The 20,705-nt window shown below is 22.9% G+C and carries 16 protein-coding genes, 3 tRNA genes and 1 rRNA gene; 12 read left to right on the forward strand and 8 right to left on the reverse strand.

The genetic code is table 11. The features are described from left to right. Positions 1-32 precede the first annotated feature (32 nt). On the forward strand, positions 33-476 hold the full coding sequence (locus RJI84_RS00815) for a hypothetical protein (RefSeq protein ID WP_343189234.1): 444 nt from the start codon (positions 33-35) through the stop codon (positions 474-476). Positions 477-519: 43 nt separating this feature from the next. Beyond that, positions 520-4,002: a DNA polymerase III subunit alpha gene (dnaE, locus tag RJI84_RS00820; RefSeq protein WP_343189235.1), complete on the forward strand. Its 3,483-nt coding sequence runs from the start codon at positions 520-522 to the stop codon at positions 4,000-4,002. Positions 4,003-4,009: 7 nt separating this feature from the next. Here the strand turns inward: dnaE and proS are convergent, their stop codons facing one another. Further along, the gene (gene proS / locus RJI84_RS00825) at positions 4,010-5,584 is read right to left on the reverse strand and encodes a proline--tRNA ligase (protein WP_343189236.1); all 1,575 of its coding nucleotides are present in this window, start codon (positions 5,582-5,584) and stop codon (positions 4,010-4,012) included. A 151-nt stretch (positions 5,585-5,735) separates the two neighbouring features. On the opposite strand from proS, the gene RJI84_RS00830 reads away from it, so the two are divergent. Both RJI84_RS00830 and RJI84_RS00835 read left to right on the forward strand, forming a co-directional pair. Continuing rightward, a complete protein-coding gene (locus RJI84_RS00830) occupies positions 5,736-6,845 on the forward strand; it encodes an EscU/YscU/HrcU family type III secretion system export apparatus switch protein (protein WP_343189237.1) in 1,110 nt (369 codons plus the stop codon). A 29-nt stretch (positions 6,846-6,874) separates the two neighbouring features. Continuing rightward, positions 6,875-8,962 (forward strand): flagellar biosynthesis protein FlhA, encoded by a 2,088-nt coding sequence (locus tag RJI84_RS00835; RefSeq protein WP_343189263.1) that lies wholly within the window; start codon positions 6,875-6,877, stop codon positions 8,960-8,962. A gap of 39 nt (positions 8,963-9,001) precedes the next feature. On the opposite strand, the gene argS is transcribed toward RJI84_RS00835, so the two are convergent. Continuing rightward, positions 9,002-10,732 carry an arginine--tRNA ligase gene (gene argS, locus RJI84_RS00840; RefSeq protein WP_343189238.1) on the reverse strand — a complete coding sequence of 577 codons (1,731 nt, stop codon included), beginning with the start codon at positions 10,730-10,732 and terminating at the stop codon, positions 9,002-9,004. A gap of 269 nt (positions 10,733-11,001) precedes the next feature. Here argS and RJI84_RS00845 point away from each other — a divergent pair. From RJI84_RS00845 to RJI84_RS00855, 3 genes are all read left to right on the forward strand, one after another. Beyond that, positions 11,002-12,567: ribosomal RNA gene (locus RJI84_RS00845) — 16S ribosomal RNA — on the forward strand. Between the two features lie 77 nt (positions 12,568-12,644). Continuing rightward, positions 12,645-12,722 (forward strand) — tRNA-Ile (locus tag RJI84_RS00850). A gap of 16 nt (positions 12,723-12,738) precedes the next feature. Further along, positions 12,739-12,811 (forward strand) — tRNA-Ala (locus RJI84_RS00855). Between the two features lie 8 nt (positions 12,812-12,819). Here the strand turns inward: RJI84_RS00855 and rnhA are convergent. Then, entirely contained in the window at positions 12,820-13,284 is a 465-nt protein-coding gene (gene rnhA / locus RJI84_RS00860; protein ID WP_343189239.1) for a ribonuclease HI, read from the reverse strand. Between the two features lie 40 nt (positions 13,285-13,324). Here rnhA and dnaQ point away from each other — a divergent pair, with 40 nt between their 5' ends. The 5 genes from dnaQ to tadA all read left to right on the forward strand — a co-directional run bounded on the left by dnaQ (position 13,325) and on the right by tadA (position 15,891). Continuing rightward, on the forward strand, positions 13,325-14,017 hold the full coding sequence (gene dnaQ, locus RJI84_RS00865) for a DNA polymerase III subunit epsilon (protein WP_343189240.1): 693 nt from the start codon (positions 13,325-13,327) through the stop codon (positions 14,015-14,017). A gap of 67 nt (positions 14,018-14,084) precedes the next feature. Beyond that, a tRNA-Asp gene (locus RJI84_RS00870) sits at positions 14,085-14,158 on the forward strand. Positions 14,159-14,359: 201 nt separating this feature from the next. Next, positions 14,360-14,905, forward strand: coding sequence for a nucleotide exchange factor GrpE (locus RJI84_RS00875; RefSeq protein WP_343189241.1), 546 nt, complete (start codon positions 14,360-14,362; stop codon positions 14,903-14,905). Positions 14,906-15,030: 125 nt separating this feature from the next. Further along, positions 15,031-15,501, forward strand: coding sequence for an SsrA-binding protein SmpB (gene smpB / locus RJI84_RS00880; RefSeq protein WP_343189242.1), 471 nt, complete (start codon positions 15,031-15,033; stop codon positions 15,499-15,501). Between the two features lie 60 nt (positions 15,502-15,561). Further along, the gene (gene tadA, locus RJI84_RS00885) at positions 15,562-15,891 is read left to right on the forward strand and encodes a tRNA adenosine(34) deaminase TadA (RefSeq protein ID WP_343189243.1); all 330 of its coding nucleotides are present in this window, start codon (positions 15,562-15,564) and stop codon (positions 15,889-15,891) included. Between the two features lie 131 nt (positions 15,892-16,022). Here the strand turns inward: tadA and acpS are convergent, their stop codons facing one another. The 5 genes from acpS to lepA form a co-directional block, all read right to left on the reverse strand. Then, positions 16,023-16,397 (reverse strand): holo-ACP synthase, encoded by a 375-nt coding sequence (gene acpS / locus RJI84_RS00890; protein ID WP_343189244.1) that lies wholly within the window; start codon positions 16,395-16,397, stop codon positions 16,023-16,025. A gap of 16 nt (positions 16,398-16,413) precedes the next feature. Continuing rightward, positions 16,414-17,241 (reverse strand): GTPase Era, encoded by an 828-nt coding sequence (gene era, locus RJI84_RS00895; RefSeq protein WP_343189245.1) that lies wholly within the window; start codon positions 17,239-17,241, stop codon positions 16,414-16,416. A gap of 15 nt (positions 17,242-17,256) precedes the next feature. Continuing rightward, the gene (gene rnc / locus RJI84_RS00900) at positions 17,257-17,937 is read right to left on the reverse strand and encodes a ribonuclease III (RefSeq protein WP_343189246.1); all 681 of its coding nucleotides are present in this window, start codon (positions 17,935-17,937) and stop codon (positions 17,257-17,259) included. Positions 17,938-18,021: 84 nt separating this feature from the next. After that, positions 18,022-18,825 carry a signal peptidase I gene (lepB, locus tag RJI84_RS00905; RefSeq protein ID WP_343189247.1) on the reverse strand — a complete coding sequence of 268 codons (804 nt, stop codon included), beginning with the start codon at positions 18,823-18,825 and terminating at the stop codon, positions 18,022-18,024. A 26-nt stretch (positions 18,826-18,851) separates the two neighbouring features. After that, on the reverse strand, positions 18,852-20,639 hold the full coding sequence (gene lepA / locus RJI84_RS00910) for a translation elongation factor 4 (RefSeq protein WP_343189248.1): 1,788 nt from the start codon (positions 20,637-20,639) through the stop codon (positions 18,852-18,854). Positions 20,640-20,705 lie beyond the last annotated feature (66 nt).

A 20,705-nucleotide genomic window follows, 5' to 3' on the forward strand; every position in this document is an offset into this window, starting at 1 on the left:
AAATTTTTACATAAGATTTTTATTATTATAATATGAAAAAAAAATTTTTACTAAATTATAAAGATTTATTAAGTTTTATGCCTTATAAATATCCTCTACTATTAGTAGATAAAATAATTAGTATAAAAAAAAACATTTTTATAAAGTCTTTTAAAATTGTAAAAAAGGACGATTTCTTTTTAAGTAAACATTTTTTTTTAAATTCTGTATATCCTGGAGTTTTAATTTTAGAATTTTTACATCAAACATCTTTTGTTCTGTTATATAAGAACAAGATACTGAAAAATAAAAATAAAAATTTTTATTTAGCTAAAATAATTTATGCTAAATTTTTTTATGTTATAAAAAGTGATGATGTTATGATAGGAAATGTTAGTATTATTAAAAAATCTTTAAATACATATGTTTTTTATGGAAAAGTGCTAGTAAATGGCAGAATAATATGTTCTGCTAGTTTTATATGTGCAATAAAATAATTTTATTTTTTTTTATAATAATAATATATTATTAGAGATTTTTATGAAAAATTTTAAGTTTGTGCACTTGAATTTATGTTCAGACTATTCAATATTAGAAGGTTTAAATAATCCTAAAGATTTAATAAAAAAAGCATTTGAATATAATATGACTTCTTTAGGTCTTTCTGATATAGGTAATATGTTCGGAATATTAAAATTTTATAACTACGCGCACGATTATGGTGTGAAGCCAATCTTAGGAATAACAATAAAAATAAATTTCTTTAAAAAACATATTAAAGTTATTCTGTTTGCTAAAAATATTGTAGGTTATAACAATTTAGTAATTATATCTTCTGAACTACAAAAAAACAACTTATACAAAAAAAATGATGCAAATTGCATAGATTCAAGTTTTTTAGAAAATCATAAAGAAGGATTATTACTAATAATTACATATGATTTTTTTTATAAATTTTATAACTTTTTATTAAAAAAAAACTTTTATATTTTAGAAAAATATTTAAAATTTTGTAAAAAAAATTTTAATAATTCATTTTATTTAGAAATAGTTAGAAGAAAAATAGTGCAGGAAGAATTTTTTATAAATAAAATACTACAAATTTCTTATAATTATAACATACCTGTAGTAGCTACTAATAAAGTTAGATTTATTAACAAAAAAGATTTTTACATACATAAAATTAGAATATGTATTAGCAAAAATATTTCTATATCGAAAATAAAAAATGATTATAATTGCACGATACATCAGTTTTTTAAATCTGAAAATGAAATGTTAAATACATTCTTAGACATACCTAATGCTGTAAAAAATAGTGTAGAAATAGCTAAGAGATGTAATGTAATTTTTTCCTCAAAAAAATATTTTCTACCAAATTTTCTTAATATTAATACTTCTGCAAAAAAATTTTTAGTAAAAAAAGCATATATTGGAATGAAATCTAGATTGCGTTCAATGAATTTTGATGAACATGATAAAAATAAAATTTACAAAAAATATTATGACAGATTATCATATGAATTAAAAATAATAAATAGAATGGGATTCCCTGGATATTTTTTAATAGTTATGGAGTTTATACTGTGGGCAAAAAAAAATAATATACCAGTAGGTCCAGGTCGAGGTTCAGGAGCTGGCTCTTTAGTTGCTTATGCGTTGTGTATCACAGAAATTAATCCAATAAATTTTGATCTATTGTTTGAAAGATTTTTAAACCCAGAGAGACTATCTATGCCGGATTTTGATATAGATTTTTGTATGGATAGAAGAGATGAAGTAATCTCTCATGTTTCTAAAGTATATGGTAAAGCACATGTTTCACAAATAATTACTTTTGGTACTATGTCGGCAAAGTCAGTAATTAGAGATGTTGGAAGAGTATTAGGATATCCATATGGATTTATAAATTATATTTCAAAACTAGTGCCTATGAATTTTGGTATGACTATTACTAAGGCATTTAATCAACAAAAAGATTTAAAAAAGTTGTATAAACATGATAAAGACGTTAAATTATTAGTAAATATATCTAAGAAATTAGAAGGAGTAGTAAAAAATATTGGGAAACATTCTGGTGGCATTATAATATCACCAGATAAAATTATTAATCATGTTCCTTTATATTTTGATAAAGATTGTTTTAATTCTATAACTCAATTTGATAAGAATGATTTGGAAAAAATAGGATTAATAAAATTTGATTTACTTGGTTTAAGAACTTTAACAATTATACAAAATACTTTGTTAGCAATAAAAAAAAATGATAAAAATACTTTTAAAGAAATTGACATAAATAAAATAGATTTAAATGATAAAGAAGTATTTAATTTGTTAAAGAAATCTGATACTATTGCTATTTTTCAATTAGAATCTAAAGGAATGAGAGATTTAATAAGAAAATTATCTCCTGATTCTTTTGAGGATATAATTGCTTTAGTAGCTTTATTTAGACCCGGTCCATTACAATCAGGAATGGTTAAGAATTTTATTGATAGAAAAAAAGGTATAGAAAAAATATATTATCCAGACAAATATTGGCAAGATTTATCATTAAAACCTATTTTAAAATCTACATATGGTATAATTCTTTATCAAGAACAAGTTATGCAAATTTCACAAAAATTAGCTGGATATACTTTAGGTAATGCAGACATTTTAAGAAGAGCTATGTCTAAAAAAAATCCTAAAGAAATGAAAAAACAAAGAGATATTTTTAAAAAAGGAGCAAAAAAAAAATTAGTTAATGAAAATTTTGCTTTAAAGATTTTTAGTTTATTGGAAAAGTTTGCTGGATATGGATTTAATAAATCTCATTCAACTGCATATGCCATGATAACATATCAAACTATGTGGTTAAAAATATATTATCCATCTGAATTCATGTCTTCAGTACTAAATGCCGAAATGGATAAAATAAATAGATTAACAATTTTAATAGATGAATGTAAAAGGATGCAGATAAAAATTATTCCTCCTAATATAAATTGTAGTTTGTATAAATTTTATGTAAAAAATAATAATATAGTTTATGCATTAGGTGCAATTAAGGGTATAGGAATTGCATCTATTGAAATTATTGTAAGTGAAAGAATAAAAAATGGTCTTTTTTCTAATATATTAGATTTATGCATAAGAACATCTTGTAAAAAGATTACTTTTAGCATTTTAGAAAAATTAGTTTTTTCTGGGTGTTTTGATTGTTTCGAATCAGATAGGTCTATATTAATAGATTCTTTAAAAAGTATTATAAAGCTTTCAATACAATATTTTAAAAATAAAAATTTTGTTTATAATAATTTATTTACTAATATACATGAAGATTATAAAAATATAATAAAGTTTAAAAAAAAAGAAAATATACCTTGGACAATTGTAAAAAAAATGAAGAATGAATATTCTTCTTTAGGATTGTATTTAAATTTTCATCCTTATTTATATTTTATACAAGAAGTTTCAAATTATAAGAAAACGATTGAAATTAAAAATAATATAAGTAATAAGTTATTAAACAAAATAGTTCATGTTTTAGGTGTAGTAATATCAGTAAGAAAAAATTTTTCTAAAAACAATAACGAAATAATTACTATAGTACTTGACAATTATTTTAACAAAATAGAAGTAGTAATTTTCAATAGTTCAAGAAATAGATATATTTCTTTAGTAAAAAAACGCAAAGTTATTTTAGTAAAAGGAAAAATAGTTTTTGACAATTTTTTAAATAATATTAGATTGATTTCTAATGATATATATGACATGGAACTTTTAAGAAAAAAATATTTAAAGAAAATTATAATATTTATAGATATATCAGTTATAAATAAAACTATTGAAAAAAATATTTTTTCTTTAATAGAAAAATATAATTTTGGAGTCTTACAATTAGACTTATATAAAAATAGTTTACAAAACAAAAAATCATACTCTTTAATACAGAAATTTTTTGTTTTTCCTAAAAATGAACTTTTTGAGAAATTAGAACTATTTTTAGGAAAAAATTTTTTTAAATTGTTAAAAAAATAAATTTGTATTATTTGTTAAATATTTTGTTTATTTTGTCTATAGAAACTAATATTGTTTTGTTTGATTTTCTATTTCTATACTCTACAATTTTGTTTTTAACATTTTTCATACTTACAATTACTATATGTGTTATTCCAATCAAATCTGCTTCAAAAAACATTTTTCCAGGAGAAATTTCTCTGTCATCTATTAGAACTTCTATTTTTTTATTTTTCATATATTTATAAAGTGTTTTAGAAAAATTTTCTACTTCTGGATATTTTTTTTTATTTATTGGTAATATAATTATTTCAAACGGAGATATTATTTTTGGCCATATTATACCATTTTTATCATAGTTTTGTTCTATTATAGATGGTATTAATCTTGTTATACCTATTCCATAACATCCCATATTTATAAATTTTTTATTTTTTTTTTGATCTATTATGAAGAAATTATTTTTCTTAGAATATTTTTTTCCTATTTTAAATATGTGTGCTATTTCTATACTTTTTTTAATGTTATATGCATAGTTAAATAATAAGTTTTCTTTATAATGTGAATGTTTTATATTTTCTATTTTATTAATTTCTTTACGAATATAAAAATTTTTATTTAATAACACATATTTATCTATTATAATTTTATTTCTTATTTTCAAAATTTTTTTTGGGTCTGATATTTTTTTATAAAATTTTTCTATTTTATTTTTTTTTTCAAACTTTATTAAATTGTTATTAAAATATTTTTTTATTTTTTTAATATCTATATTAGAATTTTCATGTATTATTATAATAATATTATTTTTATATTTATCAATTTTTATTAAAAATATTTTTGTATAATATGTTTCATATTTCAAATTATGTTTTTTATGTTCTTTTTTAACAATGGATGTTATAGAAATTTTTTTAGCAATATTATAGTTTTTTGTTGTTAAAATATAATTTTCACCATTTTTAGATACAGAATGAAATTCATGTGAAATTTTTCCTCCCATTTTTTTTGATTCTGTTTTTATTGTATAAAATTTTATTTTTAAGGAACTAAAAATTTTAGTATATGAATTATACATATCTAAATATGTTTTTTGTAATGATTTCTCTTCTTTATGAAAAGAGTAAGCATCCTTCATAATAAATTCTTTACATCTTATTATTCCAGCTCTTGGTCTTATTTCATCTCTATATTTATTTTGTATTTGATAAAAAATAATAGGTAAATTTTTATATGATTTTATTTCTTTTGACAAAATGTATGTAATTATTTCTTCATTAGTTGGAGATAATATAAATTTTTTTTTCTTTCTATCTAATAATTTAAATAGTTCTTTGCCAAAAATTTTTTCTCTATTACTATTTTTCCAAAGTGATATTGGTTGTAATACTGGCATCAGTATCTCTATTGAATTATTTTTCTCCATTTCTACTTTTATTATTTTTGTAATTTTATTTATTATTCTTACACCAAGTGGTAAAAAAGAATATATACCTGACGATATTTTTCTTATTAGACCTGATCTTAACATTAGCTCATTACTAATTATTTTATTTTTATAATGTTTTTTATTAACAAAAAAGGGATATTTACTAGTTCTCATGTTTTTTCTTAATTTTGAATATAAAATTTAAGTAGTTTTTGTTATATTGAAATAAAAATTTTATATATGTTTTAAAATATTTTAATTATATAATATTTTTATTTAGTATATATGTTTTATTTTTTTTAAAAATATTTTTGTTGAGAATATTATGTCTGAAAACAATGTTGATGAAGACAAAACTGAAGATCCATCAGAGCACAAGATAAAGAAGTCTCTTAAAGATGGGAAGAGAATCGATGTAAAAGAATTTAACTTTTTGTTATTTTTATGTGTCAATTTTATTTTTATGTATATATTTAGATATAGTATTTATTCAAATTCTATACTATTTTTTACAAATAGTTTTAAATTTGATTCTGATTCGTTAAATAAAAACGCTTTTTTAAATTTAAAAAGTTTAATAGAAGATAAGATTTTTTGTTTTTTATATTATTTATTTTTACCTTTTTTGGCTAACTTATTAATACCATTATTCTTAGGAAGCATTAAATTTAATATTAATAATATAAGTTTAAATTTTAATCGATTAAACATATTTAGTGGTTTTCAAAGATTATTATCGTATAACATTTTAGTAGATTTTATAAAAATATTAATGAAATTTTTTTTTATATCATTTACTTTTGTATTTTTTTTGCATAAAAAAATTTTTCAAATATTACATATTTTTTTCATTGATATTAATGTAAACATACTTTATTTTTTTAAGGTATTAATGTTTTTTTGTTTAATAGGCATTATTTCTTTTATTCCAATATCTATAATAGATTTTGTATTAGAATATAATCGTTATTATAAGAGCTTGAGAATGTCTAAATATGAAGTTTTAGAAGAATTTAAAGAAATAGAAGGAAATCCTAATATTAAAAGTATTATAAGAAGGAAAAGAAAAGAACAAGAAAATGCTTTTAAAAGCTCCAACATTTCTGAAGCAGATGTAATTTTGATAGATTTGTCAAATAATTTTTGTGTAGCTATAAAATATGATAGTGCAACTATGCATGCTCCTAAAATACTACGTAAAAATACTAAAGAAGAAATAGATAATATAAAAAAAATAGCGATTTCTAAAAATATACCAGTGCTAAAGGATTCATATTTAACTACAAATTTGTATACATATGGTAAATCTGGTGGGTATATTCCTGAAATGTTATATTTATCTATTTCTGAAGTTATCGCTTGGTCTGATAATATGAAAAGATGGATGAAAATCGGTGGTGTAAAACCTATTTTTAAAAAAAAATTTAATAAATAAATTTTAAAAATTTAGAGACTATAAACATGATATTAGATTTCACAGTGTTAAAAAAAATATTTGAGGATATAAAAACGGTTAGATGGAACTTATTTTATGCGCCAATAGTACTTTTAATATTACTTTCTATGATGGTCTTACCGTTACCTCCAGTTCTTTTAGACATATTTTTTACATTTAATATAGTTCTTTCTGTAATGATTCTACTTTCGTCTATGTTTACTAAAAATACTATGGAGTTTATTTCTTTTCCAACAATATTATTATTTTCCACTTTATTAAGACTGTCTCTAAATATTGCGTCTACTAGAATAATATTAATGAACGGTCATATTGGGGGAGCATCCGCTGGTAATGTAATAGAGTCTTTTGGTCATTTTTTAGTAGGAAACAATTTTTATACTGGTATAGTTATATTCATAATATTAATAATAATAAATTTTATAGTTATAACCAAAGGTTCCGGCAGAATAGCTGAAGTAGGAGCTAGATTCGCGTTAGATGGTATGCCGGGAAAACAGATGGCAATAGACGCAGATCTTAGTTCAGGTATTATAGGAGAGAAAGAAGCTATAAAAAGGAGAATTGAAGTTTCTCAAGAAGCAGATTTTTATGGATCTATGGATGGAGCAAGTAAATTTGTGAGAGGAGATGCTATAGCAGGTATATTAATTATGTTTATAAATATAATAGGAGGAATATTAGTTGGCACCATACAACATAATATGAGCTTTTATGAAGCAATTAAAACTTATTCGCTTTTAACTATAGGGGATGGGTTAGTAGCGCAAATTCCATCTTTATTAATATCAACTTCTGCTGGTGTTATGGTAACTAGAATAAGTACAAATAAGAACATTAGTGAGCAAATTGTTGGGCAACTGTTTAATAATTTTAAAATATTCTTTTTTAGTAGTATTGTATTTTTTATATTTGGAATAACACCGGGTATGCCACACACAATTTTTTTATTTGCTTCTTTTTCTTTATTTTTTTTTGGAAGTATTTTATATTTTAAAAATTATAGAGATAATAAATTAAATATAAAAACTAAAAATATATTAAAAGAGAAAATAAAAGAAGCTTCTTGGAAAGACGTCATATTAGAAGATACTATAAAAGTAGAATTAGGGTCGGAATTATATAATTCATTTTATAAATTGCAAAAGAAAAATTTTGTTTATAAAATTCAGTCTGTTAGAAAAGTTTTTGCAAATGAAATTGGTTTTCTGCCATCAAAAGTAAATATAATAAATAATTATTTGTTGAATTCAGAAGACTATAGAATTCTTGTTAAGGGTATTGAATTTTATAAAGGAAAATTGTTTACAAACTTTTTTATGGCAGTTAATCATGATCAAGACGTACAAGTGTCATTTAAATATATTGAACAGTGTGTAGAACCTATTTATGGGATGGTTGGATTTTGGGTAGACCGTAAATATATTTCTGATGCAGAAAGTTTAGGTTTTACTGTAGTGGATTCTATGTCTATATTAGTAGCAAATTTAAATAATATTTTAAAAAATAATTTAGATGAGTTGTTAGGTTATTATGAAACACAAAAGTTATTAGAACATGTTAATACTAATATGCCTAAATTGGTAGATGAATTTATTCCTAATGTAATTAGTTTATCTACCTTTAATCAGATATTAAAAAATTTGTTACATGAAAATGTGTATATTAGAGACATTAGAACTATTTTAGAAACTTTAATACATAACGCACATATTACAAAAAGTCCTGATGAATTAACCAGTATAGTTAGAATTGCATTAGGTAAATTTATTTCACAACAAATTTTTCATAATGAAACTAAAGTAAGAATAATTATATTAGACTCAAAGTTAGAAAATGTATTAGAACAGTCTTGTATAAGTAATAGAGAAATTTTTGAACCGGAATTGTCTAATAAAATTTTATTACAGACGAAATTAGCAATAGAACATCAAAAAGAAGTTAATGGGTTTTTTGTTGTTGTAGTAAATCATTCTTTAAGATTTTTTTTGTCTAAATTTTTGAGGCAAAGATTTGCTATCTTGCATGTTTTATCTTTTTTAGAAATACCTAACAACATAATTGTAAAACCCACTAGCATAATAGGAAAAATGTAATATTTTGTTTAATATAATTTTATAATTTTTTTTATATATTTATATATTTTTAACTGTCTTTATACCTAGTAGACTTAAACCTAATTTTATTGTTTTAGCAACTATGAATATTAGTTTTATTCTACTATTTTTTATTTTTTTGTTTTGTTCGGACATAATATAGTATTTTTCATAAAATTTTGAAAAATTCAAAGATAGCTTGTACAAATAATTACATAATATGTTAGGATAACTTTTTTTTAATGCTTCATTTATTACATCTTCAAATTGTAATATTTTTAAAGCTACCTTTTTTTCAATATCGTTTGTTATAATAATTCTATTTTTTACTTCATTTATTTTTATATTAACCCTTTTTATAATAGACATTATTCTTACGTATGCATACTGTATGTATATTGCTGTATTACTATCTAACTTAAGAATTTTTTTCCACTCAAAAACATAATTTTTTTTTCTATTTTTTGATAGTTCAAAATATTTTATTGCTCCTATTCCAATAATTTTAGATATTTTTTCTAATCTTTTACTATCTATATTTACATTTTTTTTTAAAATAATGCTTTTTGACTTTCTTATTGACTTGTTTATTATATCACTTAATTTTATCAATTTTCCATTTCTAGTCATAAATGGTTTATTATCTTTTCTTAAAATAGTTCCAAATTCATAGTGTTTTACAGATAAATTTTTGTGTATGTATTTAGCTTTTTTAGATATTTCGAAAATTTGCTTTAAATATCTTTTTTGTCTATAATCAACATAGTATATTATTTTGTCAGCTTTTAGTATTTTTGATCTATATTTTATACATGCAATATCTATTGTAGAGTATAAAAAAGTTTTATCTGAATTTTGTATAACCACACCCATATTATTTCCTAGTTTGTTTTTAAAATTTTTTAAGTAAACTATTGTTTTTCCATTTTTAAAATTCGATATTTTTTTTTTTTTTAAGTCTAATATTATATTTTTTAACATATCTTTATAAAAGCTTTCTCCTTTTATATGGATAGGCTTTAATGTAATGTTTAAACTTTTATAAATTTTTTCATTTTCTAACAATGTAATGTTTACTATTTTTTTCCAAATAGATAAACATTTTTTGTCATTTTTATACATCTTTATCAAAATTTCTTTAGATTGCTTTTTAAATTTGTTGTTTGTATCAAATTTTTTCTTAGATTTTTGATAATACCTTTCTAGCTTTTCTAAATTTATATTTTTTATATTTTTTATTTTTTTTTTATTGATATATGCTATTAACATTCCATATTGGTGCCCCCAGTCTCCTATATGATTTTCTCTAATTACATCATGTCCTAAAAATTCCATTATTCTTACTATGGAATCACCTATAACAGTAGATCTTAAATGTCCTACATGCATATGTTTTGCTATGTTAGGAGAAGAATAATCAACAACTATTCTTTTTTTTATTTGTTTTTGTATTCCTAATCTTTTGCATAAAAATATTTTTTCTAATTCTTTTTCTAAAAATTTTAAATTTATAAAGAAGTTCACAAAACATGGATTAGAAATTGTAATTTTAGATATTAATCTTATTTTTTGCATGTTTTTTATTACAGATTCCGCAAATTCTTTTGGTTTTTTTTTTAATTTTATAGATATTCCAATTATCCCATTTGCTTGGTAGTCTGAAGTTTGTTTATCGGAAGAAGTTGTTATTATTGGATCGCAATTTTTGTCAGCGCCATGTAAAATTAATGATTTTATAATTTCTTTTTTTATAATATTTTTTATTTGCATGTTCTATTTCACAATCTAATTATATTTTTTTTTAATTTATAGTATAATGTTTTGTATTGTATCAAATATTTTGTTTTTTTATAAAAAAAATATTTAAATTGTGATTTTCATTTAATCTATAAAAATAGTTGACAATAGTTAAAAAAGAATATAATCTTATTTAAGTAAATTAATAAATGCTCTTTAAAAAAATATTAGAAAATTTGTGTGGGTACTTCTTTAGTTAAGAAAATATATTTATATTTTTTTATTTAAAAAGTAAGTTTTTACAATTTAAGAGTTTGATCATGGCTCAGATTGAACGCTGGCGGCAAGCCTAACACATGCAAGTCGTGCGGCATCGAGAAAAGTTTTTATAATTTTCGTCGGCGAGCGGCAAACGGGTGAGTAATATCTGGGTATCTACTTAAAAGAGGGGGATAACTACTGGAAACGGTAGCTAATACCGCATAATGTTTTAGAACTAAAGTAGGGGATCTTTTTTTAAAAGACCTTGCGCTTTTAAATGAGCCCAGACGAGATTAGCTTGATGGTGTGGTAAAGGCATACCATGGCTATGATCTCTAGCTGGTCTGAGAGGACAAACAGCCACACTGGAACTGAGACACGGTCCAGACTCCTACGGGAGGCAGCAGTGGGGAATATTGCACAATGGGCGCAAGCCTGATGCAGCTATGCCGCGTGTATGAAGAAGGCCTTTGGGTTGTAAAGTACTTTCGTTAGGGAAGAAAAGTAAAAAATTAATAATTTTTTACCTTGACGTTACTTAAAGAAGAAGCACCGGCTAACTCCGTGCCAGCAGCCGCGGTAATACGGAGGGTGCTAGCGTTAATCAGAATTACTGGGCGTAAAGAGCACGTAGGTTGTTTATTAAGTCAGATGTGAAATACCTAAGCTTAACTTAGGAACTGCATTTGAAACTATTAAACTTTCGAGTATCGTAGAGGGAGGTAGAATTCTAGGTGTAGCGGTGAAATGCGTAGATATCTAGAGGAATACCAGTGGCGAAAGCGACCTCCTGGACGAATACTGACGCTGAGGTGCGAAAGCGTGGGGAGCAAACAGGATTAGATACCCTGGTAGTCCACGCTGTAAACGATGTCGACTTGGAGGTTGTATTCTTAGAGATGTGACTTCCGAAGCTAACGCGATAAGTCGACCGCCTGGGGAGTACGGTCGCAAGGCTAAAACTCAAATGAATTGACGGGGGCCCGCACAAGCGGTGGAGCATGTGGTTTAATTCGATGCAACGCGAAAAACCTTACCTGGTCTTGACATCCATAGAATTTTTTAGAGATAAAGAAGTGCCTTTTTTAGGAACTATGAGACAGGTGCTGCATGGCTGTCGTCAGCTCGTGTTGTGAAATGTTGGGTTAAGTCCCGCAACGAGCGCAACCCCTATCTTCTGTTACCATCGGGTAAAGCTGGGGACTCAGGAGAGACTGCCGGTTATAAACCGGAGGAAGGCGGGGATGACGTCAAGTCATCATGGCCCTTACGACCAGGGCTACACACGTGCTACAATGGTATATACAAAGAGATGCAAATTTGCGAAAATAAGCTAACCTCATAAAATATATCGTAGTCCGGACTGGAGTCTGCAACTCGACTCCACGAAGTCGGAATCGCTAGTAATCGTGAATCAGAATGTCACGGTGAATACGTTCCCGGGCCTTGTACACACCGCCCGTCACACCATGGGAGTGGATTGCAAAAGAAGTAGGTAGCTTAACCTTTTTATATTAAGGAGAGCGCTTACCACTTTGTGGTTCATAACTGGGGTGAAGTCGTAACAAGGTAACCGTAGGGGAACCTGCGGTTGGATCACCTCCTTATAATAATATTCTTAATTATAAGAATGTACCCACACAAATTTTCTAATAAGCATTTTTTAGATGTTGTATCTTAAAACAGGCTTGTAGCTCAGCTCGGTTAGAGCACACCCCTGATAAGGGTGAGGTCGGTGGTTCAAATCCACTCAGGCCTACCATTATATATTTTTTATAGGGGCTATAGCTCAGCTGGGAGAGCACCTGCTTTGCACGCAGGGGGTCAGCGGTTCGATCCCGCTTAGCTCCATATGTTTTTTATTTTTTTTGAGAGTATTTTTTGTCTTTATTAGTAGGATTTTTTGCAGCTTCTTTAGCTAACTTATCACAAATTTCATTACCATAATTTCCATTATGTCCTTTAACCCAGATCCATGTTATTTTATGCGCATTATTTAAAATGTTTAGTCTTTTCCATAAGTCTAAATTTTTTATTTTTTTTTTTCTTACAGTATTCCATTTTTTTTTCTTCCATGTTTTTATCCAAATAGATATACCTAACTTTAAATATTTGCTATCTGTTATAATTTTCACTGTACATGTTTTTTTTAAAGATTTTAGTCCTTCTATCGCTGCAGTTAGCTCCATTCTGTTGTTTGTAGTAAAATAAAATCCTTTGCTTATAGTTTTTTTATATTGTTTGTATTTTAGTAATACTCCATATCCTCCAGGACCTGGATTTTTTATACACGAACCATCTATATACATTTTTACCAATTTCATAAAGTATATTCCTTATTTAAAATTTTTACATGGGGTTTTTATGGAAAAATTTAAAAGACAAGTTGCCTTAGATACAGAAACTACTGGTATAGATTCTATTTTTAGGAAAAACAAAAGTAAACATAAAATAATTGAAATAGGAGCTGTAGAAATAATAAATAGAAAATTAACTGGAAACAAGTTTCATTGCTATTTAAATCCAAATAGAAAAATAGAAAAAAAAGCTTTTGAAATACATGGAATTTCTGACGAATTTTTATTAGATAAACCTACTTTTTCTAGTATAGTAAACAATTTAATAAATTTTATAAAAAATTCTGATTTAATAATACATAATGCATCTTTTGATATAAAATTTTTAGAATATGAACTATCCATTATTGATTACAAAATTAATAAAATAAATAATATATGTAATATAATTGATACATTAATTTTAGCTAGAAGTATATATCCTGGAAGAAAAAATACTCTGGATATATTATGTAACAGATATAAAATAAAAAATTTTAACAGAAAGTTTCATAGTGCTATATTAGATGCAAAAATATTATCTGAATTATATATTAGAATGACTAGAAAGCAAAATAAAATTATTTTTTTTGATGAAAATAACAATAAAAAAATGTATAAAAAAAATAATAACAAATTTTTAAAAAATGTATTAAAATTAGCTAATTCTGAAGAAATTTGTATGCATAAGAAGTATTTAAAGATGCTTGATAAAAAATAATTTTTTATAACATAATGTTAATAAGTTGACTTAAAGATTTTTAAAAAGTATAATAAAAAATATAATTGGTGCGATAGTTCAGTTGGTTAGAATATCGGCTTGTCACGCCGGGGGTCACGGGTTCAAATCCCGTTCGCACCGAAAATTTGTAATATTGTTCATTTTAATTTATATAAAAAAAATTATAGTTTTACTAAACAAGTTTTAAATATAAAAGATTTTATTTATTTTTTAATGTATCTATTATTATTTTTTAATTTTATTTGTAAATAAAATTTTATATATTTTATAATTAGAATTTTTAAATTGGTATTAATATTTATAAAATTTTTAGGTATTTAAATGAAAAAAAAATTAAAATCTTCTTTGATACATGAACTTGAAATTTTAGAGTTAGAGCAAAAAAAAATATTATTAAAATATAATAAAATTTTGAAAAAAGTAGGTAAATTAAATAAAAACATATTGGTAAAAAAAAAAATTGTTAAAAATAATTTAGTTAAAGAATCAAAAAGACTTAATAAAGTAATAGAAAATAGTTATAAATATTCTTTAGAAAATGTTATTAAAGAAACTTTACCAGTAATAGATAGTTTAAATAAAGCTATAGAATTAAAAAATAGTGTTAGTAATGTTTATATAAACAATTTTTTATATTCACTAGAAAGTGTATTAAAAAATTTTATGAAATCATTATCAAAGTTTAAAATATGTGAAATAAAACAAGTTAATGTAAAATTTGATCCTAATATTCATCAGGCTATATCAGTTATTTATTCTAAAAAATTTAAAGATAATTTTGTAGCTAATATAATTCAGAAAGGTTATTTATTACATAATCGCTTATTAAGGCCAGCAATGGTAATAGTAAATAAAAAATATAAATAAAATTAATTTAGTAATTTTTGTTATGTTAATAAATTATGTAGTTAGTATGGTATATTTAATTATAAATCAACAGTATTAATAATTTTAATTAGTTCAAATTTTTTATTTTTAAATTTTAAAATAACATGTATAAAAAAAAATTCTTACTTAATAAAAAAGTATTTCATAATTTTTATATTATTAAAACTTTTAATGCAGGGATGTCTTTAAAAGGATGGGAAATTAAATCTATACGTAGTAAAAATATTAATATATCTAATAGTTATATTTCTATTATTAAAAAAAACATATATTTAACAAATTATAATATTAATTTGTTAAACAACAATTTAAACATTAAAAATGTAGAAAAAAATAGAAATATTCAACTTTTATTAAAAAAAAAAGAAATTATATATCTGTCAAACGAAATTTTTGCAAAAAATATTACTATTGTTCCGATATGTTTATTCTGGAAAAATTTTTTATGCAAAATAAAGATAGGTTTGGCTAAAGGAATTAAAAAGTATGACAAAAGGAATATAAAAAAAGCGCAAGAATGGAAAGTTGAAAAATTAAGACTAATTAAAAAATCTAAAAGAGATATTATTTTTTAACAAAGAGTTTATTTACATAAAATTTTGGCAAAATAATTGAAAAATATTGATAAATATTGGATGAAAAAGGCATTAATTTTAGCTAAAAAAGCTAAAAATATTAATGAAGTTCCAATAGGAGCTATTTTAGTTTTAAATAATAAAATTGTTGCTACGGGTTATAATAAATCTATAAAAAACAATGATCCTACAGCTCATGCAGAAGTAATTGCCTTGAGAAAAGGAGGTCAACTTTTAAAAAATTATAGACTATTAAACACTACTTTATATGTAACCATGCAGCCGTGTTTAATGTGTGCTGGAGCAATAATAAATAGTAGAATTTATAAATTAGTATATGGTACAAGTTCTCATGATTATAAAAAAAATGTATTAGATTTTTTTTTTTAGAAAATAATATTAAAATAAAAAATAATATTTTTAGAAGTAAATGTAAAAATATAGTTAAACAGTTTTTTATAAATAAAAGAAAATAATACTTATAAAAATTATAGAAGTATCATTTTCTTTTTTATTTTAATTTAATTTTCTAATATTACAATTGAACAAAAATATTTTTTTTCATGACTTATACTTACATGTTTTTTTTTAATTTTATGAAAATAAGAAAATGTGTTTTTTAAAAATTTTATTTTTGGTTTTCCTAATCTATTGTTATATATTTCAAAATGTTTAAACGATATTTTATTGCGTATACCAGTTCCTAAAGCTTTTGCAAGTGCTTCTTTAACACAAAATCTTTTTATTAGAAATTGTATTTTGTTACAGGATACTAAATATTTACTTAACTCTTTTTTAGATAGAATCCTTTTTGCAAGTTTGTTTCTAAAAAAAATGTCAATTTTTTTTATTCTATTTATTTCTACTATATCAATTCCTATTCCTAATATACTCATAACAAATTTTTTATTTTTATATGGTTTGTACTGTAAAATATAAATGCACTTTTTTTTTAAAAAACATTTCTATTTTTTTTCTAGATGTTATATTACACTTTTTTATCATATTTCCTTTATTTCCGATAACTATTTTTTTATGTCTATTATTTTTAGTTTTTATAATAGCTTTTATAAATAAAATTTTAGCTTTTAATTCTTTTATAGATTCTATTTCTATTTTTAATTTGTATGGTATTTCCTGTGAAAAATAGTGTAAAAATCTCTCTCTTACAATTTCAGATACTATAAATTGTTTAGTGTTGTAGGTAACAAAATTTTTTTTAAAAATATGTTTTCTATGTGGTAATTTTTTTTCTACAATTGCACGTATTTTTTTAATATTATTTTTCTTATTTGAGGATGATGGAATTAATTTAAAAAATTTATATTTTTTGTGTATATACTTTAAAAATGGTAACAGTACACTTTTATCCTTTATTTTATCAATTTTGTTTATTAACAATATTATTGGTACTTTAGTATTATTTAATGATATTAAAATGTTTTCATCTTCTTGTTTCCATATGTTTCTATCTATAACTAATATTATTAAATCTACATAAAATTTTTTTTTACATACATGAAATTTTTTATTAAGTTTAAATTTAAAAATACCGGGTGTATCAATAAATATTGATTGTTTATTAAAGTTATTTCTAACTCCTACAATATATTTTTCTGTAGTATTTTTTCTATTAGAAACTATAGATATTCTTTTTTTAATAAGTTTATTAAATAAAGTTGATTTTCCTACATTAGTTTTACCTACAATTAATATTGTTCCACAAAACATGTTTTTCATAAGTATTTTATTCTTTTATTCTATACCTAATTTTAACAAAGCTCTTTTAGCGGCATCTTGCTCAGCCTTTCTTCTACTTGCACCTATACCTACTATATGATTTTTTACACCAAAAATCTTACATCTAATTGTAAATAGTTGACTATGTGCTTCACCATATACTTGTATAATAAAATATATAGGCAATGGTAAATGTTTAGATTGAAGAAATTCTTGGAGTCTGGTCTTAGGATCTTTTTTAGTATCTTCAGGATTTATATATTTTAATCTATTATGATACCATTTTAATATTAGTTTTTCTGTCACATAAATATCACTGTCTAAAAATATACTTCCTATTAGTGCTTCTACAGTGTTTGCTAATATAGATTCTCTTCTAAAACCCCCGCTTTTTAACTCTCCTTGCCCTAACTTGAGATATTCTCCTAATTCAAATTCATTAGCTATTTTGGTTAAAGTATTTCCTCTAACTAAAGTCGCTCTCATTCTGCTCATATCACCTTCATTCACTAGTGGAAAACATTTATATAAAGCATTTGCTATTATAAAACTTAAAATAGAATCTCCTAAAAATTCTAATCTTTCATTATGTTTATTACTTGAACTTCTGTGTGTAAGAGCTTGTTTTAACAATTCTATTTTATTAAATACATAACCTAGTGTTTTTTGTATTTTTTTTATTTCTATAAAATTCATATTTTACCAATTTAAATATTAATTACAAATTTATTTTTTTTTACTAATACATTTTTATTAATAAATTTATTATCAAATTATTTATTAAAAAATCCTAATTCTTTTTAAAGAAATATTTAAAAAATATATATTATAATTATGTCCTATACTCATCCATATAGTGACTACTTTACCTATTAAATTCTCTTTAGGTAAAAAACCCCAAAATCTACTATCTAAACTATTGTCAAAGTTATCACCTAATACAAAATAATTATTTTTTGGTACAATATATATATAAACATTTTTTTCATTTCTGAAAGTATTTTTTTTTAAAAATCGGTTTTCTTTTTTTGTAAAAACTTTATATATCACATTTTTTTTATCTTCTAAGTCATCTACTTTATCATGTTTAGAAAATTCTGCTTTTTGTATATAAAATTCTTTGTTATATATTTCATATATTGATATTTTTTTTCTATAATAATCATATTTTATAATATCTCCAGGTGTAGCAGCTATTCTTTTTACAAAACAGATATTTTTATTTTTTGGATATTTAAATGTAACTATATCCCCAATCATAGGCTTTTTAAAATTTATTATAACTTTATGAAAAATAGGATCTTTAATTCCATATGAAAATTTTTCTACTATAATAAAATCTCCTTCTATTAATGTTGGAAACATAGAATTAGATTTCACTATATATGATTCAAAAATAAATGATTTTATTATAAATATAACAAAAAATGTATAAAAAAATGTACTAAAAATTTTTTTTATATCATATGTATTATTTTTGTTAACTTTATTTCTAAAAAAATATAATTCAAACTTATCATATATCCAAAATATAAAAGTAATACATGTAAAAAATACAATTATGTTTTCAATTAAATTAGACATTAATTATACTCTTAATATTTTTTTTATTAACTTTTTTTTAAAATATGGAAAAAAGTTTCTTGTGGTATATTAATTTTTCCTATTCTTTTTAATTTTTTTTTACCTTTTTTTTGTTTTTGCAACAATTTTTTTTTTCTAGTTATATCTCCACCATAACATTTTGAAATTACATTTTTTCTTAACTGCTTTATATTATCTTTAGATATTATTTTGTTTCCTATAGCTGCTTGTATAGTAATTTCAAATTGATGTCTAGAAATTGTATTTTTAATTTTTTTTAATATTTTTTTAGCAAAATTATATATATTATTATTATAAATAATATATGATAAAGCATCAATTTTTTTAGAGTTTATTAATATATCTAATTTTATTACATCTGTTTTTTTATATTTTAAAAAATTATATTCTAAAGATGCGTATCCTTTTGATAAAGACTTAATTTTATCAAAAAAATCAATAATTATTTCAGATGTTGGTATTTCATATACAATACATACTTGATTATGGTAGTATTTTATTTTTTTTTGTATCCCTCTCTTATTTACACATAATTGTATAATTCTACCAAAAAAAATTATTGGAGACAAAATTGTACACTTAGAAATAGGTTCTTCTATATGTTTTATATATTTCTTATCAGGAAATTTCGCAGGATTATCTACATGTATAATTTTATTTTTTTTAGTATATATTTTATATATTACATTAGGATATGTTGATATTATTTCTACATAGTATTCCCTTTCTAATCTTTCTTTTACAATCTCCATATGTAGTAATCCAACAAAACCACATCTGAATCCAAAACCTAAAGATTTTGAATGTTCTTTTTCATAATATAGAGCATTATCATTTAAGCTTAGTTTTCTTATTCCATCTTTTAAATTTTTATACTTTTCTGATTTTATTGGAAATAGACTAATATATATTTGCGGTTTAGTTTTACTAAAATTTGTTATGCAAAATTTTGCAGGATTTTCAAAATTAGTAATAGTATGTCCTACTAAAATGTTTGAAACTTTCTTAGTTCCACAAATAACCCAGCCTATCTCTCCAGCGATTAATTTATTTTTATAAACTTTTTTAGGAGTAAATATACCAATTTTTTCTATTTTACATGTATATCCAGTATTAATTATTTTTATTTTAGAATTCGGTAATAATATTCCGTTTTTTATTCTTACTAAAATTATTACTCCTAAGTAATTGTCAAACCATGAATCTATAATTAGCGCTTGTAATTTAAATATTTTTTTTCCACTAGGACATGGTATGCAAGAAACGATTTTTTCCAATAAATCTATTATTCCATATCCTGTTTTTGCTGAACATTTTACATAATCTTTAGTGTCTATTCCTATAATTTCTTCTATTTCCATAATAGATTTGTCTACATTTGAAGTAGGAAGATCTATTTTATTTATTACAGGAATAATTTTTAGGTTTCTTTTCATTGCAAAAATGCAATTAGCTAATGTTTGAGCTTCCACTCCTTGTGTAGAGTCTATTACTAACAACACTCCTTCACACGCATGTAATGATCTAGAAACTTCATAAGAAAAGTTTACATGTCCTGGAGTGTCTATAAAATTTAAAAAAAAATTTTTTCCACATAAAGACTTATATGCTAATGAAACACTTTGTGCTTTTATAGTTATTCCTCTTTCTTTTTCTAAATCCATAGAATCTAATACTCTATTTTTCATTTCTCTTTCTGGTAAACCTTTACATATTTGAATAAATCTATCTGCTAAAGTAGATTTTCCATGATCTATATGAGCTATTATAGAAAAATTTCTTATATTTTTCATTTTTTAGATAGTTCTTTGTATCATATATATTCAATTATAAATATTTTTAAAAACAACCAATTAACT

The sequence above is a fragment of the Buchnera aphidicola (Chaitoregma tattakana) genome, assembly GCF_039370165.1.
Classification (GTDB): Bacteria; Pseudomonadota; Gammaproteobacteria; order Enterobacterales; family Enterobacteriaceae; genus Buchnera_G; species Buchnera_G aphidicola_F.

Coding starts and splice junctions, on each gene's coding strand:
- RJI84_RS00815 (WP_343189234.1), top strand. CDS start 33: ATGAAAAAAAAATTTTTACTAAATTATAAAGATTTATTAAGTTTTATG.
- dnaE (WP_343189235.1), top strand. CDS start 520: ATGAAAAATTTTAAGTTTGTGCACTTGAATTTATGTTCAGACTATTCA.
- proS (WP_343189236.1), bottom strand. CDS start 5,584: ATGAGAACTAGTAAATATCCCTTTTTTGTTAATAAAAAACATTATAAA.
- RJI84_RS00830 (WP_343189237.1), top strand. CDS start 5,736: ATGTCTGAAAACAATGTTGATGAAGACAAAACTGAAGATCCATCAGAG.
- argS (WP_343189238.1), bottom strand. CDS start 10,732: ATGCAAATAAAAAATATTATAAAAAAAGAAATTATAAAATCATTAATT.
- rnhA (WP_343189239.1), bottom strand. CDS start 13,284: ATGAAATTGGTAAAAATGTATATAGATGGTTCGTGTATAAAAAATCCA.
- dnaQ (WP_343189240.1), top strand. CDS start 13,325: ATGGAAAAATTTAAAAGACAAGTTGCCTTAGATACAGAAACTACTGGT.
- RJI84_RS00875 (WP_343189241.1), top strand. CDS start 14,360: ATGAAAAAAAAATTAAAATCTTCTTTGATACATGAACTTGAAATTTTA.
- smpB (WP_343189242.1), top strand. CDS start 15,031: ATGTATAAAAAAAAATTCTTACTTAATAAAAAAGTATTTCATAATTTT.
- tadA (WP_343189243.1), top strand. CDS start 15,562: ATGAAAAAGGCATTAATTTTAGCTAAAAAAGCTAAAAATATTAATGAA.
- acpS (WP_343189244.1), bottom strand. CDS start 16,397: ATGAGTATATTAGGAATAGGAATTGATATAGTAGAAATAAATAGAATA.
- era (WP_343189245.1), bottom strand. CDS start 17,241: ATGAAAAACATGTTTTGTGGAACAATATTAATTGTAGGTAAAACTAAT.
- rnc (WP_343189246.1), bottom strand. CDS start 17,937: ATGAATTTTATAGAAATAAAAAAAATACAAAAAACACTAGGTTATGTA.
- lepB (WP_343189247.1), bottom strand. CDS start 18,825: ATGTCTAATTTAATTGAAAACATAATTGTATTTTTTACATGTATTACT.
- lepA (WP_343189248.1), bottom strand. CDS start 20,639: ATGAAAAATATAAGAAATTTTTCTATAATAGCTCATATAGATCATGGA.